14 protein-coding genes are annotated in these 17,023 nt (G+C 32.1%); 10 read left to right on the top strand and 4 right to left on the bottom strand.

The window, feature by feature from the left end; genetic code table 11:
- Window positions 1-142: 142 nt before the first annotated feature.
- Window positions 143-553, top strand: coding sequence for a BrxA/BrxB family bacilliredoxin (locus tag BTO06_RS18265; RefSeq protein WP_100926674.1), 411 nt, complete (start codon window positions 143-145; stop codon window positions 551-553).
- Window positions 554-640: 87 nt separating this feature from the next.
- Window positions 641-1,684 (top strand): glycosyltransferase family 9 protein, encoded by a 1,044-nt coding sequence (locus tag BTO06_RS18260; RefSeq protein ID WP_232731495.1) that lies wholly within the window; start codon window positions 641-643, stop codon window positions 1,682-1,684.
- A 56-nt stretch (window positions 1,685-1,740) separates the two neighbouring features.
- On the opposite strand, the gene thiL is transcribed toward BTO06_RS18260, so the two are convergent.
- Complete coding sequence (gene thiL, locus BTO06_RS18255) at window positions 1,741-2,796, bottom strand: thiamine-phosphate kinase (protein ID WP_100926673.1); 1,056 nt, start codon at window positions 2,794-2,796, stop codon at window positions 1,741-1,743.
- A gap of 158 nt (window positions 2,797-2,954) precedes the next feature.
- Here thiL and BTO06_RS18250 point away from each other — a divergent pair, with 158 nt between their 5' ends.
- The 8 genes from BTO06_RS18250 (at window position 2,955) to sufD (ending at window position 11,650) form a co-directional block, all read left to right on the top strand.
- Window positions 2,955-4,412 (top strand): choice-of-anchor B family protein, encoded by a 1,458-nt coding sequence (locus tag BTO06_RS18250; protein ID WP_100926672.1) that lies wholly within the window; start codon window positions 2,955-2,957, stop codon window positions 4,410-4,412.
- A 13-nt stretch (window positions 4,413-4,425) separates the two neighbouring features.
- Window positions 4,426-5,757, top strand: coding sequence for a hypothetical protein (locus BTO06_RS18245; protein WP_100926671.1), 1,332 nt, complete (start codon window positions 4,426-4,428; stop codon window positions 5,755-5,757).
- Window positions 5,757-6,518, top strand: a complete 762-nt coding sequence (locus BTO06_RS18240) for an MbnP family protein (RefSeq protein WP_100926670.1) — start codon at window positions 5,757-5,759, stop codon at window positions 6,516-6,518. Before BTO06_RS18245 ends, BTO06_RS18240 begins: the two co-directional genes overlap by 1 nt.
- A gap of 36 nt (window positions 6,519-6,554) precedes the next feature.
- On the top strand, window positions 6,555-7,598 hold the full coding sequence (locus BTO06_RS18235) for a cytochrome-c peroxidase (protein ID WP_232731494.1): 1,044 nt from the start codon (window positions 6,555-6,557) through the stop codon (window positions 7,596-7,598).
- 100 nt (window positions 7,599-7,698) lie between these two features.
- Window positions 7,699-8,028, top strand: a complete 330-nt coding sequence (locus BTO06_RS18230; protein WP_100926668.1) for a HesB/IscA family protein — start codon at window positions 7,699-7,701, stop codon at window positions 8,026-8,028.
- 28 nt (window positions 8,029-8,056) lie between these two features.
- On the top strand, window positions 8,057-9,505 hold the full coding sequence (gene sufB, locus BTO06_RS18225; RefSeq protein WP_100926667.1) for a Fe-S cluster assembly protein SufB: 1,449 nt from the start codon (window positions 8,057-8,059) through the stop codon (window positions 9,503-9,505).
- 47 nt (window positions 9,506-9,552) lie between these two features.
- Window positions 9,553-10,305: a Fe-S cluster assembly ATPase SufC gene (gene sufC / locus BTO06_RS18220; protein ID WP_100926666.1), complete on the top strand. Its 753-nt coding sequence runs from the start codon at window positions 9,553-9,555 to the stop codon at window positions 10,303-10,305.
- Between the two features lie 28 nt (window positions 10,306-10,333).
- Window positions 10,334-11,650: a Fe-S cluster assembly protein SufD gene (gene sufD / locus BTO06_RS18215; protein WP_100926665.1), complete on the top strand. Its 1,317-nt coding sequence runs from the start codon at window positions 10,334-10,336 to the stop codon at window positions 11,648-11,650.
- 58 nt (window positions 11,651-11,708) lie between these two features.
- Here the strand turns inward: sufD and BTO06_RS18210 are convergent, their stop codons facing one another.
- The 3 genes from BTO06_RS18210 to BTO06_RS18200 all read right to left on the bottom strand — a co-directional run bounded on the left by BTO06_RS18210 (window position 11,709) and on the right by BTO06_RS18200 (window position 15,966).
- Window positions 11,709-12,104 (bottom strand): hypothetical protein, encoded by a 396-nt coding sequence (locus BTO06_RS18210; RefSeq protein WP_157811921.1) that lies wholly within the window; start codon window positions 12,102-12,104, stop codon window positions 11,709-11,711.
- 118 nt (window positions 12,105-12,222) lie between these two features.
- Window positions 12,223-13,341, bottom strand: coding sequence for a helix-turn-helix domain-containing protein (locus BTO06_RS18205; protein WP_100926663.1), 1,119 nt, complete (start codon window positions 13,339-13,341; stop codon window positions 12,223-12,225).
- A 102-nt stretch (window positions 13,342-13,443) separates the two neighbouring features.
- Window positions 13,444-15,966 (bottom strand): trypsin-like peptidase domain-containing protein, encoded by a 2,523-nt coding sequence (locus BTO06_RS18200; RefSeq protein WP_100926662.1) that lies wholly within the window; start codon window positions 15,964-15,966, stop codon window positions 13,444-13,446.
- Window positions 15,967-17,023: the final 1,057 nt, after the last annotated feature.

Raw genomic sequence — 17,023 nt, 5'->3', positions numbered from 1 at the left:
ATTAATGCTCCTATAGGACCACCTAGAGTAAATCCTAAACCTGCTCCTAACCACTTTGTAAAATTTCCCATTTCTAATTCTTTAATAATTTCAAATATAATGAGATTATAAGTATATTTGTAACCTAAAAAAGATAATTTATATGTATCCAGAAGAATTAGTAAAACCTATGCGTGATCAATTAATAGATGCTGGTTTTGAAGCTTTATATAGTGCTGAAGATGTTGACTCTGCTTTAGCAAAACAAGGAACTACTTTGGTAATGGTAAATTCTGTTTGTGGTTGTGCAGCAGGTACTGCAAGACCTGGTACAATAGCATCAATTCAAGGAGATAAAAAACCTGATCATTTAACAACAGTTTTCGCTGGTGTAGAAAAAGAATCAACAGCCAAAGCTCGTGAATATATGATTCCTTTTCCTCCATCTTCACCTGCAGTTGCTTTATTTAAAGATGGAAAGTTAGTTCATATGTTAGAAAGGCATCATATTGAAGGTCGTTCTGCACAAATGATTGCTGAGAATTTATCACAAGCATACGACGAGTTCTGCTAAGCAATTCAATAGAAAAGACAATTAAAATCCGCTCAAACCGAGCGGGTTTTTTTTATTCCTTACTTTTGAACTGCAAAAAACAAAACATTGACAAAACAACAACATATTATTGTTTATAGGCTCTCTGCTATGGGAGATGTAGCCATGACAGTTCCTATTATAAGATTATTCGTATCTCAATATCCAGATGTGAAAATTACTTTTGTATCAAGAGCATTTTTAAAACCTTTGTTCGATGAAATTCCAAACGTTTCTTTTTTTCCTGTAGATACAAAAAGTAAACACAAAGGGTTTTCTGGATTATACCAGTTATTCAAAGAACTCAATTCATTAAACACAACTCATTTTGCTGATGCGCACAATGTTCTACGCTCAAAAGTTATAAGGCTTTTCTTTTCTCTTTTTTCTAAAGTGAAAACTGCTAAAATTGATAAAGGAAGAAAAGAGAAAAAAGCTTTAACCAGACATAACAATAAAATTTTCAAACAACTTAAAACAAGTCATCAACGCTATGCTGATGTTTTTAATAAATTAGGTTTTGAAATAAACATTGAGAACTACACTCCTCCTAAAAACGAACCGTTATCTTTAAATAATACTGAGCTTATCGGTAACAAGAATAAACATTGGATTGGTATAGCTCCTTTTGCTGCTTTCGAATCAAAAACCTATCCTGAAAAACTTATGTTAAAGGTAATTGAAGAACTATCTCAAAACGATTTACATATTTTTTTATTTGGTGGTAAAGCAGATATTCGAAAATTAAGACCTCTTGAAAAGCAATTTTCGAATGTAACTTCGATTGCTGGAAAACTCAGTAATTTGAAACACGAGTTAAATTTAATCGGTAAATTAGATGTTATGATTTCAATGGATAGCGGAAATGCACATTTTGCTGCTATGCTAGGAATTGACACTGTCACTATTTGGGGAAACACACATCCATATGCAGGATTTGCTCCATTCAATCAACCAACAGAAAACTGTATTCTTCCTGACTTGGAGAAATACCCAGCATTACCTTGTTCTATTTACGGAAATAAAACTTTACCTGGTTATGAAAATGTAATGGAATCTATTCCTCCAGAAAAGATTATCAATAAAATAAAAGAAATACTTAGTAAAAAATAAAATCACCGTTATCACGGCGATTTTATTTAGAGAATAAGGTTTATTTAACACGAAAACTATTCGTTCTCGTTGTCAAATGAATTCCATCCTTGAGCTTTTAATTTCATAGATTGATTGGCTCTCGTAATTAAATTCATTCCTTGGTTTTGTTCAGTAATGTGTCCTATAACTGTTAAATTAGGATTTGCTTTTATTTTATCAAAATCATTAATCGAAACCGTGAAAAGCAACTCATAATCTTCTCCTCCACTTAAAGCAACCATTGTAGAATCAATATTAAATTCTTCACAAGTAGAAATTACTTGTGGATCCAACGGAAGTTTTTCTTCAAATATGTTACATCCTACTTTACTCTGCGTACAAATGTGAATTATTTCTGAAGATAAACCATCAGAAATATCAATCATTGAAGTTGGTTTTACTTCCAAATCTTTCAATAATCTTGGAATATCTTTACGAGCTTCTGGCTTTAATTGACGTTCTATTAAATAAGTATAAGCTTCCAGGTCTGGTTGATTCTGTGGATTTACCTTATACACTTGTTTCTCTCTTTCCAGAACTTGTAATCCAAGATACGCAGCTCCTAAATCACCCGATACAACTATTAAATCATTAGGCTTTGCTCCGTTTCTGTAAGTAATTTCTTCTTTATCTGCTTTACCTACAGCTGTAATGGAAATTAGCATTCCTTTAGCGGATGAAGTTGTATCTCCACCAATTAAATCTACATTATATGTTTCACAAGCTAATTGAATTCCTGCATATAATTCTTCTAAAGCCTCCAAAGAAAAACGATTTGAAACAGCTAAAGAAACCGTAAGTTGTTCAGCTTTAGCATTCATCGCATATATATCCGATAAATTTACCATTACAGCTTTATATCCTAAATGCTTTAATGGCATGTAACTCAAATCAAAATGAACTCCCTCTACTAATAAATCAGTAGTGATTAAAGTTTCCATTTCACTTGCCGATAGGACTGCACAATCATCTCCGACACCTTTCACAGTAGAAGTATGATGTATTTTAAAATGCTTCGTTAAATGATCTATCAATCCGAACTCTCCTAATTCCGCCAAGGAAGTTTTTTCTCTATTTTTATCTTCTAACATACTGCAAAGATAGTATTAGATTGTAAAACAATTAGTATAATCAATTCACTTACATTGATATTTTTAAAATTAGGGTTTTTCCATTCAAAACTGTTGTACAATTGAATAACGCTATTAATTTCATACTTTTGCTATTTGGAGCATTTTAAAGTCAACTCATGAAGAAACTTTTATTTTTAATTTTATTACATTTTTTCATTACATCTTCGAATGTTCATAGTCAGACTCCTTGTGACACATCAGGCTTGGCTGGTTCTTATCCTTGTAGTAATTATGACCTAATGGCTACCATTGATATTGCTACATTATCCGGATCGAATACCGCTGAAGGAAGCGATATTTGGGGATGGACAGACCCAAATAATAATAGAGAATATGCTTTAGTCGCATTAACCAATGCTACAGCATTTGTTGACATTTCTGACCCTGTAAATCCCGTTTATTTAGGAAGATTAAATACCAATGCAGGTAGTAACTTTTGGAGAGATGTGAAAGTTTATAAGAATCATGCTTTTATAGTAGCGGATAATGTTGGTTCTCATGGAATGCAAGTTTTTGATTTAACTCGTCTTAGAAATGTAACAACTCCACAAAATTTTACTGCAGATACAGTTTACACTGGTGTAACCAGTTGTCATAACATCGTAATTAATGAAGCTTCTAACTATGCGTATTTAGTTGGTTGTAGAACGTTTTCAGGAGGTCCAGTATTTGTTGACATTTCAGACCCTAAAAATCCAGTTGCTGCCGGAGGATATGAAGCTGCAGGATACACTCATGATGCACAAGTAGTAACTTATAATGGTCCGGATACTGCATATTCTGGGAAAGAAATTCTAATTGCCAGTAACGGTAATAATGGAGGTTCTAATGATATTGTAATTTTAGACGTTACCGATAAATCAAATCCACAACTTATTTCTAAAACTTCTTATTCAAATGCTCATTATGCACATCAGGGTTGGTTTACTGATGATCATACTTATTTTATTCTAGGTGATGAATTAGATGAGCAGCGGACAGGAACCAATACTAGAACAATTATTTTTGATTTGACTGATTTAGACATGCCAGTTGTCTCTTCAACTTATACTGCAAATCATCAAGCAATTGATCATAATGGTTATGTAAAAGGAAACGAATATTTTCTTGCAAATTATAGAGCTGGATTAAGAGTTTTGGACATTACGAATATTTCCAACACGACTAATCCAATGGTTGAAACTGGTTACTTTGACACTTACACCGCTAACAATAGTACGGGATTTAATGGGGTTTGGAGTGTGTATCCATATTTTCAAAGTGGAAACATAGTAATTAGTGATATCGAACAGGGGTTATTTATCGTAAGGAAAAGTGGAACTTTATCACTTCCAGATACACCAAAACTTGATAATAAAATCACAATTTACCCAAACCCCACAGACAGAGCTCCTATAATTTCTTCAAATAAAGAGATAAATTCTGTTGAAGTATTTACAATTCTTGGCAAAAAAGTTGACCAAAAGAAAAATATAAACCAAAAAGACTACGTTTTACCAATAAATAATCTAGCTAAAGGTATTTACTTGGTTAAAATAAATGGGGTAATTGGTAAAAAATTAATCATACAATAATCTAAATTAATACGTGAAAAATATAAAGCTATTTGCATTACTAATTATATTAACATCTTGTGGCGAACCAGACTTAAATTTAGATGATGCTTTAAATCCAAATATTGGTTTAGAAGTTGATTTAGTGGGTACATTTGGAGGTAATGGTAATGATATAGGAACATCAATTACTTCAACAAATGATGGTGGATATGCTATTTTGGGTTATACAAATAGTACTGATGGAGATATCACGACAAAAACTACTGATGATTTTGATTTCTTGCTGCTTAAATACAACAGCCAGGATATTCTTGAGTGGTCTAAAACTTACGGAGGATCGGATGACGATCGTGGCAACCAAATTCTTCAAACCACAGATAGTGGTTATGTTATTTTCGGTTTTAGTAATAGTAGCGATAAAGATGTTTCGGAAAACAATGGAAATTCAGACTTTTGGGTTTCTAAATTAAACAGCAATGGCGATATTTCATGGCAAAAATCTTTTGGTTTTTCAGGTAGAGATTACGGAACTTCATTAACAGCTACTTCTGATGGTGGACTCTTATTAGTTGGAGAGCTAGATGTTACTTCCTCGGGTGGTGAGGGAAATTTCCCTGCAAAATCTGTTTTGCACGCAGGCGGTGATTTTTGGTCAGTTAAAATTGATGCTAACGGAAATAGAGAATGGAGTAAGTTTTTTGGTGGAAACTTTACTGATACACCTCAAGGAGTAATTCAATTAGATGATGGAAGTTATGTTATTACAGGATTCTCTGACAGCAGTGATGTTGATATTACGAACAATAAAGGTACTTATGACTTTTGGGTACTAAAAATCAGTAATACTGGAACAATTTTATGGGAAAAAAACTTTGGTGGATCTGAAATTGATGAATCTTTTGACATCAAAAAAACAGAAGATGGAAACATTATCATTATCGGTGATACTAGAAGTTCTGATAAAGACGTTACAAAAAATAATGGTGGTGCGGATTTATGGGTAATTAAAATAACTCCAGATGGTGATTTGATGTGGCAAAAGAATTTTGGCGGTACAAATTTTGATACTGGACGAGCTATAAAAAATACTACTGATGGTGGATTTGTGATCTGTGGAAGTAGCAGAAGTTCTGATCGCGATTTTATAAATAAAGGTCAGAATGATGCATGGGTAATTAAAATTTCTTCAACTGGATCTGTGCAGTGGCAAAAATTCGTAGGAGGAACTGATATCGATATTTTACATGATGTTGTAGAGCTTTCAAATGGCACTTTCATTGCAGTGGGAGAAAGTACTAGTCAAGATGAGGATATTGAACAAAATAAAGGCTTTTCAGATTTATTAAAGATTAAAATAAAATAATGCTTAAGAATTTAAAATATTTAATTTGCTCTTTACTTCTAATATTAGGATGCTCAAGCAATAACGAAGAAGGTATAGGAAATAAAAAAATCACGATAAATTTTGTTCATGAATGGGATGGAAGCCCTATTACGAAAGAGGATTTTAATGATTTAAAACTCACCAATGAAAACGGTGATGTTATAAGTATCGAAAGGTATAGATATCTCATATCGAAAATAAAACTAGTTGACACTTCTGGTTTTGAAACAGCTTTAGAAGATTATTTACTAATTGATTTAGGTGAAGAACAAAATTTATCTTACACCGTTGAAGGATTAATTCTTAATAGAACATACTCATTAAATTTTACGTTTGGTTTTAATGACGCCGACAATGTAGATGGGGCCTACAACGATCTAAATTCAGCAAATTTTAATGTTCCAGAAATGATAGGTGGCGGATATCATTATATGCAATTTGATGGTAAATACACGTCGGAATCTACAACCACTCCCGCCTCATTTAATTATCATGTAATTCGTGCTAGAAACACATCAGATCCAGATAATATTACTACAATAGATACTTCTTTCCCTGTTAGTTTAACTGATATCTGGATAAAAGATTCGGAAGAAACTATTAATGTAAAAGTAAATATTGCAGAATGGTTTAAAAACCCAAACATTTGGGTACTTGATGATTTAAATCAAAATTTAATGACAAACTTTGATGCCCAAATTTTAATGAATTCAAACGGAAAATCAGTTTTTAGTTTATAAATGAAACACTCGTGGATATATCTTTTTCTTGTGTTTATGCTGGCTTCATGTTCCTCTAGTGAGAATAATGAAAGTACCGAACCTTCGGGTTATTCTCCAGTTATTATAGAATTAGAAATTCCTCAGCTTTTTAAAGATAAATTATTAGCGCCATTAATACCCACGAATAATCCTCAAACAAATGAAGGTGTTCGTTTAGGAAAAAAACTTTTCTTCGATCCAATTTTATCATCTGATAAATCTATCTCGTGCGCTTCATGTCATGACCCTCAAAAATCATTTACTGATAATAATCAAGTAAGTAAAGGTGTAAATGGAGCTGTAGGTGTAAGAAATTCAATGCCACTTTATAATTTGGCATGGAATTATGATGAACGATTTGCTTGGGATGGAAAAGAATTAAGTTTAGAACGTCAAGTTTTTGAACCTGTTACCAATCATCGCGAAATGAACAATGTTTGGAAAGAAGTTGCAAGCAGACTTCAAAACGATTCAGAATATCCACAACTTTTTCGCGAAGCTTTTGGAAATGTTTCCATTGATTCCATCTTGATAGTAAAAGCAATTGCTCAATTCGAAAGGACTTTAATTTCTGGCAACTCCAAGTTTGATAAATTTTTAAGAGGTGAAGTTACTTTAAGCACTGAAGAGGAAAATGGATTTAATGCATTTATGGACGAAACTCGAGGTGACTGTTTTCATTGTCATGGAAGTAATAACAATCCACTTTGGACTGACAATAAGTTTCATAATAATGGACTAGACGCAACATTTACAGACTTAGGTTTGGGTGCCGTTACAGGAGATCCTGCAGATAATGGCAAGTTCAAAACTCCTTCATTACGAAATTTAACTTTTACATCACCTTACATGCATGATGGTCGATTCTCAACTTTAGAAGAAGTCATCAATCATTATTCTGAGGGATTAAAAAATTCACCAACCATCTCACCTCTTATGAAAAAAGTGAGTCAAGGTGGTGTGCAAATGACTGAAAAAGACAAAGCTGATATCAAAGCATTTTTACTGACACTAACCGACACAGATTTCGTTAAAAACCCTGATTTTCAACTACCATAAGTTTTTCTGATTATCACATTATTTTTATCATTAAACAAAACGTGTAAAAATAATAGTTATGTCGTATATTTGCACCTCAATTTAGATTTATCTTAGTTATATGATAAAAGTTTCAGACACAGCTAAAAAGAAAGTGATAGAGCTTATGACCGATGACGGCTTTGATGCAACTACGGATTACGTTCGAGTAGGTGTGAAAAGCGGCGGTTGTTCAGGACTTTCGTACGATTTAAATTTTGACAATTCTCAAGGAGAGACTGATAAAGTTTTTGAAGACAATGGTGTGAAAATTATCGTTGATAAAAAAAGTTTCTTGTATTTAGTTGGAACAATACTAGAGTATTCTGGCGGTTTAAATGGTAAGGGATTTGTTTTTAATAATCCGAATGCTAATAGAACATGTGGATGTGGAGAAAGTTTTTCTCTGTAATTAATATCAATAACCGAAAACAGCTTCAATGAGTAAGTATACTGAAGACGATTTAAGAGAAGAATTAAAAACCAAAGAATATGAATATGGTTTTTATACTGATATAGAAAGCGAAAAATTCCCTAAAGGTTTAAATGAAGATATAGTTCGTGCCATTTCTAAAAAGAAAAACGAACCAGAGTGGATGACCGAATGGAGGTTGGAAGCTTTTAAAGTTTGGAAGCAAATGGAGGAGCCAGAGTGGGCAAATGTTAATTATGAAAAACCAAAATTTCAGGATATTTCCTATTACTCTGCTCCAAAAAAGAAACCTAAATTAAATAGTTTGGATGAAGTAGATCCAGAAATGTTGGCTACTTTTGAGAAACTAGGGATTTCTTTAGAAGAACAAAAAAGACTAGCAAATGTTGCTGTTGATATCGTAATGGATTCTGTTTCTGTTGCTACTACATTTAAAGAAACACTAGCAGAAAAAGGAATTATCTTTATGCCCATTTCAGAAGCTATTCAAGAACATCCTGAATTAGTTAAGAAATATATTGGCTCTGTAGTTCCTACAACTGATAACTTTTATGCGGCATTAAATTCTGCTGTATTCTCAGATGGTTCTTTTTGTTACATTCCTAAAGGTGTTCGTTGTCCAATGGAATTATCTACTTACTTCAGAATTAATGAAGGTGGAACAGGACAATTCGAAAGGACCTTAGTAATTGCCGATAAAGGCAGTTACGTTTCTTACTTAGAAGGATGTACTGCACCTCAACGTGATGAAAATCAATTACACGCCGCCGTAGTTGAATTAATCGCTATGGATGATGCAGAAATAAAATATTCAACAGTACAAAATTGGTTTCCGGGTGATGAACAAGGTAAAGGTGGAGTCTTTAACTTCGTTACGAAACGTGGTTTATGTGAAACCAATGCTAAAATTTCTTGGACTCAGGTCGAAACTGGCTCTGCAGTAACTTGGAAATATCCAAGTTGTGTTTTAAAAGGAAACAATTCAGTAGGAGAATTCTATTCGATCGCTGTGACTAACAATTTCCAACAAGCAGATACAGGAACGAAAATGATTCATCTTGGAAAGAATACGAAATCAACTATTATTTCAAAAGGTATTTCAGCTGGTAAATCACAAAACAGTTATCGTGGATTAGTACAAATTGGTTCTAGAGCTGAGAATGCGCGTAACTTCTCTCAATGCGATAGTTTATTAATGGGTAATGAATGTGGAGCTCATACCTTCCCATATATAGAAACTAAAAATAAATCAGCACAAGTAGAGCATGAGGCTACAACAAGCAAAATCGGAGAAGATCAATTGTTCTATTGCAATCAAAGAGGTATTGATACTGAAAAAGCTATTGCACTTATCGTTAACGGGTTTAGCAAGGAAGTATTAAACAAATTACCCATGGAATTTGCTGTTGAGGCACAAAAATTATTAGAAATTTCCTTAGAAGGAAGTGTAGGATAAAATATTATTACCAATAATAAAATTAGCTTTTTAAGCATAGATATACAATGTTAAAGATTCAAAACTTACACGCAGAAGTAGAAGAAAAGTCAATCTTAAAAGGATTAAACTTAGAAGTTAAAGCAGGAGAAGTTCATGCAATTATGGGACCTAATGGAGCTGGAAAAAGTACAATGGCTTCTGTGATCGCAGGTAAAGAAGAATATGAAGTAACTTCTGGTTCTATTGAATTAGATGGAGAAGATATTAGTGAATTAGCTCCTGAAGAAAGAGCACATGCTGGTGTATTTTTATCATTTCAATATCCAGTTGAAATTCCAGGTGTAACAGTAACAAACTTTATCAAAACTGCAATTAACGAATCACGCAAGGCACAAGGTTTAGAGGAAATGCCTGCTAAAGAAATGTTACAAAAGATTCGTGAAAAGTCAGAATTACTTGAGATCGATCGTAAATTCTTATCTCGTTCTTTGAACGAAGGATTTTCAGGAGGAGAAAAGAAACGTAACGAAATATTCCAAATGGCAATGTTAGAGCCAAAATTAGCCATCTTAGATGAAACTGATTCTGGTTTAGATATTGATGCGCTTCGTATTGTTGCTAATGGAGTAAATAAATTAAAATCTGAAGACAACGCTGTTATTGTTATTACTCACTACCAACGTTTATTAGATTATATCGTTCCTGATTTTGTTCACGTTTTACACGATGGTAAAATTGTAAAAACTGGAGATGCTTCTTTAGCACTTGAATTAGAAGCTAAAGGTTACGATTGGATTAAAGAAGAAGTGAACTCATAATTTCTGAGTTCCACTAAAACTTGAAAGAATGGAGGAATTAAAGGATAAATTATTATCATCATATTTAGCTTTTGAAAATGGCAAGGACGTTAATAGCGATGTTCATGAAATTAGGTCGAAAGCACTACAAAATTTTGAAAAATTAGGTTTCCCTTCTAAGAAATTAGAAGCTTGGAAATACACTTCTTTAAATTCAATTTTAAAAGAAGATTATAGTATTTTTCCTAAAGCAGAAACTGCAGTAGAGTTAGCAGATGTAAAAAAGTATTTCATTCATGATATTGATACATACAAGATTGTATTTATCGATGGAAAGTATAGTTCTTTTTTATCAGATACTACTCATGATAATATGGATATTTGCCTATTATCATCTGCCTTAAGCAAAGCAAAATATAAAGCGGTTATTGAAAACTATTTTAACAAAGTAGCAAAACAAGACAACTTAACTTCTTTAAATACTGCTTTCACAAGTGAAGGAGCTTATATTTATATTCCAAAAAATGTAGAAGTCGAAAAACCAATCCAGATTATCTACTTTACAACAGGAACGGAAAATGCAACAATGATTCAACCACGGAATTTAATTGTTGCCGAACGTAATGCACATGTTCAAATTATTGAGCGTCATCAAAGTTTAACTAACAATGCTATTCTTACCAACTCTGTAACTGAAATTTTTGTCGATACCCATGCGAATGTAGATTACTATAAAATTCAGAATGACAATAATAACGCGTCTTTAGTTGATAATACTTACATTGAGCAAAAAAAAGAAAGTGTATGTTCTGTCCATACTTTCTCTTTCGGAGGAAATATTACTAGAAACAACTTAAACTTCTTTCAACAAGGAGAGCGAATTGATTCTATTTTAAAAGGAGTTACAATTCTTGAAGGAAAACAGCATGTAGATCATCATACTTTAGTTCACCATATTGAACCAAATTGTGAAAGTCATCAGGATTACAAAGGAATCTATAATGATCGTTCTACAGGTGTTTTCAATGGAAAAGTAATTGTTGAGAAAGAAGCACAAAAAACAAATGCTTATCAACAAAACAATAACGTTTTAATAAGTGATAAAGCTACTATTAATGCTAAGCCTCAGTTAGAAATTTTCGCTGATGATGTGAAATGCTCCCACGGTTGTACTATTGGTCAACTAGATTCACAAGCTTTATTCTATATGCAACAAAGAGGTATTCCTAAGAAAGAAGCGAATGCTTTGTTAATGTACGCTTTTGCTAATACGGTTTTAGAAAGTGTTAAGATTCCTGAAGTTAAACAAAGAATCACAAAAATCATTGCAAGTAAATTAGGTGTAGATATCGGTTTCGATTTATAATTAGCCTAAAACGAAATATAGAAAAAAGCCACGCATATTTGTGTGGCTTTTTTATTTCTTATTTTTCCTTAGTTGCTACCCAAACAGCTAAAAAATCTTTTTTCAGTGAATGAGTTGAACCATAAAGTTTTCCGTTTTTAAGATAAAATGAAGTATTATAATCACCAGAATTATCTCCTGATACTAGTGCTCCATAAATGTTACTATTTAATGTATTTACTCTACCTTCTCGGATTTTTACTCCTTCTCTGTAAAATGTTCCTTCGATAGAATTGTTAGAGACTTTATCTATAATCATAATAGCGTAATTATTATCTGATTTATCAGACGGTGACATGTCAATTTTCCAATTTCCTAATAAAGCGTCAACTTTATGATCTGAACTAATCTGAGCATAAGAATTGGTGATGTTCCAAAGAACAAAAAACGAAATGAATACATAAACTTTTTTCATTGTAATAGATTTTAAAATTCCATACAAACATAGATTTCAACCTCGTACAAATCGCCTCATTTATATAATTGACACCAATATTTGACCTCAAATATGTGTCAGAAATATATTTGACACCTTATTCCTCGCGCTTTAATTCGCTAGGTGAAACTCCTAAATGCTTCTGAACCGCTCTATTAAATGAAGATTTAGAGTTAAAGCCTGCTTCCATAGCTAAACTTAATAATGTGTACTTAGTATTATCTGACTGCTTTAATAAATACTGAACCTCTTTTACTCTATACTCATTTATATAATCGTTAAAATTCTTTCCATAAATTTCTTTTAAGCAAAGCGTTACCAAATATGATTTCGTTTGTAACTCTTTTGATAACATATCTAGATTCAGCTTTTGTATCTTATATAGTTTCCTTTCTTCTACAATCACTTTTAATTCCTTCGCAATTAATTCTAATTTCGTTCTCTCTTCATTTGATAATTGACTTTTGGGAATAATTCTCTTCTCATCTCTTCTTGCAAATCCTTCCATTCCTAACCAATAAATTAACACTGATATTCCAATAAAAAATGGATAATAGAAAAATCTGACAAAATAAAAATAGTTATTGTTAAGAAAGATATTGTAAATTATGACATCTACAACTAGTATTAATAAAACTAGACTAAAATATACTTGGAAAGAAAACAGAATTCGTTTAAGCCAACGTAATGTCTGCTCTTGAATATTTACTCCCTTATACAACAACTTTAATGCTTTATGAGCATAAACAATTATTAATATACTTGCAACAATATAAATAGTTGGGTAATTCATCCATACTACATACCCCCAGTAACCAAGCCAACTGAGACTTTCACGTGTACCTTCCCAGTATAAATTTTGAAGTCTCACAAATATGCTTATACAAATTTGAACTAAAAGTGGAATAAAGTGATACAGTTCCTTTTTAGATATTTTATAATTACCATCTAAGTGCGACTTTACATAAAAATATAACAATGGACCTGTTACCCAACTTAAGTCTAACATAAAATAATACCAAGTATCGTAATATCCTAAACCAAACAGGCGCATTATTTGAATTAATAGTCGATATGAAAGTAAAAACAGTATTACCGAAAGGATTCTATTAGAATATAAATTCCGTTTTGCTTTACAAAGAACAATTCCATAGACAATACCTTGAAACGCACCTACAAATAAAATTAGTATAATAAGAACTTTAACTGTATTCATTCTGACAAATTACTATTATTTAAAGATAAAAAATAAACCCCCTTGCAAAACAAGAGGGTTTTCTAATTAATTCATTTAACTATTTAAATGACACAACTATAATTATTCGATTATAAATCTTTGACTAGCTTGTGTAAACTTATTTTCCAATCTCAAGATGTAAATTCCTGAAGTAAACTTATCTATACTAATAGTTTTAGTTTCATTTACATTCCCTCTTTTTACAACTTGTCCTAACACGTTTACAACAGAATAATTTGCATCTTTCAAACTTTCGGCTGGACCCACAAGTTTTAATAATGTTCCTTTTCTAATTGGGTTCGGAGCAACTCTTACGTTTGTAAACACTCCTTCATCCTCATCACCAATAATATCAACTCTTGTTTCAAAAACTTCAGTTACAACAACATTAGAACTTTCACAAGAACCTTCATATATTCTAACATTTGAGAACGTAGAATTATTTCCAGAACCAGCATCATTATCATTAATGAATACTAATCTGTTCATACTTCCAGTATATGAACTTCCTACTGGAATAGTATATTTAACAGTTCCACTTGTATAATTATCATAGTTCGTTACACCATAATTTTGCGTTCCATGAACTTTAAAATATCTACTCGAAGTTAAACTATTATCATTTTCAAAACCAACTCCATGAATTTCTCCTTGTGAAGTACTTCTAAATTCAAATTCAATAACAGTGTTTGCCGTAACTGTATAATCCATTGGAAGATATTTCCAAGTATTATTTGTTAACGTCAAAGAATTACCACCATTACCGATTGAAAAGTTTCCTGAGGCATCCTGATTAGAAAATGATGTTATATTAAAATCATTGAAATCTAATGTTGGACAAGACGGTGTTCCTCCTCCACCAGAAGTTAATGATAAATTATCAATTGCGATATCACTAGACCAACTAGGTCCTGTAGTTCCAACAAAACGTAATCTTAATTCACTTTGCCCAACGTAAGCACTTAAGTTAACAGTTACTGAATTCCACTGATTTCCGTTGTTACCTGAATCACTCCAAAGACTAGCCCAAGTTGTACCATTAGTTGAAGCTTCCAAGCTTAAAGAACCAACTGCAGTTCCGTACATATGGTTACTAAATGCAAATGTTGCAGAAGACAAACCTGACAAATTAAAACATGGACTTTGTAAAATTGCTGTAGCATTTGAACCTATCTGTCCTGTACTTCCGTTTGTAGAAGCCTCTAAAAACATATAATACGAACCATTTGCACCAGAGCTAGGACCTGTACCTGAAGATGGTGTACCTGAAGCATCTCTTACCCAGTTTCCGTCATCACCTGTAACTTGCGTCCATCCAACATTAGCTTCAAAACTTTCACTGTAAGGAAATGAACTTACTGTTGAAGAACAACTTGGGTCCGGATCCGGATCAGGATTTCCTCCTCCATTTCCATCAACACCATCGGCTGGCATATCATTACCAATGGCAGCGATTAAATTATCACTTCTACCATATGAACCATTCGGACATCCACCCGTATTGTGTATCGCTACAACTAAATTTGAATTAAAATCCAAGACTGGTGAACCAGAACTTCCTCCTTCCGTATCTGCATAGTAACGAACTTGCTGTCCAAAACCTGATGAACTTTGAAATACTCTCGAAAAACCTCCTGAAGTTGCATCCACATCAGTTTTAACAGAGATTTCTTTTCTTCTTCCACCTGGATGCTGAGGAATATAAATTCTGTCTCCTGCCGCTGTTACAGCAGAACTTAAACTTAAATAACCATAAGTATTTGTTGGATTAGAAGGTAATTTTACTAACGTATAATCTAGACTTGAATTGGTTTTGATAAAAGTTGCTGAAGAAGCAACAACATCGCTTGTAGCATTCGCACTACCAGTACAGCTCGCTTGCTGATAATTAAAAACATAATCTGTATTTTGAGCCGCTGAAACTGATCCGATACAGTGATTATTTGTCATTAAGTGACCTTCGCTACCTAACAACCAGCCTGTACAACTAGAAGTACCACCGATAATTAATCGACATACGGCCTTTGCTTTTTCATACATTTCCGTTCCCTCATAACAAGCTATTCTCTCCTTATTATCACTAGAACAAATTGATCTTTGTTGTCCATCATTTTTAGCAAATTGTTTTAAGATTTTCTCTTTCGTAAATCCATAAGCCACCTTTGAAATTTCGAATCCATTATGATATCCTGGTTTTCCTTTAGAATATAATCTAATTTCCACTTTATCGTCAAAAATTACTTGAGACCAGAAACTACTAATCATAGTCATATCAGAATCTACAATCTTACCTTGACCACCATAAACGATTTTCTCTTTTGTATTGGCACCAATAATTTCAACAAAATCGCCTGGAGCTAAGTCAAATTTTTCAAAATATAACTTAACATACGTAGAACTTTTTGAATAAAATTCTTTCTTAAATACTAATTGAGGTTGAGATAGTTTTTGGTTTGCAATTTTAGCAAAGTTTTGATACGTCTCTAAAAGACTAATTTTCGTATCATACTCATCTCCAATTTTAAACTTTTTTTGTGCTGTTATACTTGTACAACACAAAACCATGACGGCATAAGTAGCCATCTTGAAAAATTGATTTTTCATTTTAGAAGGGTTTTTGGTTAATTAATTGTCACAAAACTATCAATAAGAAAACCAAAACACAAACTAAATGTTAAAAAAATATTTATTTCACATCTTAACTACCAATAAGATAAATATCTTCTAAAAAAATTAGTGCAACTCCGTAGTTATAAACACTGGGTTTGACCATTTTTTAATTAAAACGGAGATAATAATTACCTGCAATTTAATTTGTCAATAATTAATATTCAACAGACCATAAATATAAATTTTCAATATGAAGAGCATAAAAGAGTTTCTAGAATGAAATGGATCAGTATGCCAAAACCAATCTGTGGAATAATGGTTTAACTGACTTCTTCAACACGTCCAATTTAGATAAACCTAGGGATGAAAATTATTGAATCAATGCAGACATTAACATAGAGATGTTTATCAAACTGCTTGATAATTTTAGAAACGGATACTTATTATATAATAATTTTTCAAAAGATTTAGTTTAAAAACCTTTAACAATACATCTATAGAAATGCATTCAATCCAAAGAATTTATTTAGATATTTCAAAAAAAGTTAGATTTTATTCAATTTTTTACAAAAACTGTAATCATTTTAAAATCAATTCATAAAAATTCTGATGAGAATAAAAATAGAAGTAAATTAAAAATTATTAGTCGTTTTGTTAAACATAAGTATTCCAACAAAATATTATGGAATTCTAGAGGCTCTTCAAAATATATATTAATCTTCTTGATGGAAAATTGGATTAGAAAGGATTGGACACAAATAAAGCTATTCATGATATCTATTTAAATTAGCTAAACGAAACTATTCCCAGTAAAAAATGGTCTTCAAAAAGAGCTAAAGCATTTTAGATGAATCTTATAATACTTATTCTATTAAGTTACTAATTGATAGTTACCTTTTTAAAAAAAAACTTACTGATATCAAAATTAAAGGAAAAAATGCATGGAAAATTCTTTTTGCAAAATTTGGTAAGAAAACGTATTCATTAGACTACATAAAACATAAAATTTTAAAAAAGTGGCATGATGATCCAAGAATTCATGTTGGTATTA

Origin of the sequence: Tenacibaculum sp. SZ-18 (assembly GCF_002813915.1) — a bacterium.
Taxonomy (GTDB): Bacteria; Bacteroidota; Bacteroidia; order Flavobacteriales; family Flavobacteriaceae; genus Polaribacter.
This window is presented reverse-complemented; position numbering and strand designations above follow the sequence as displayed.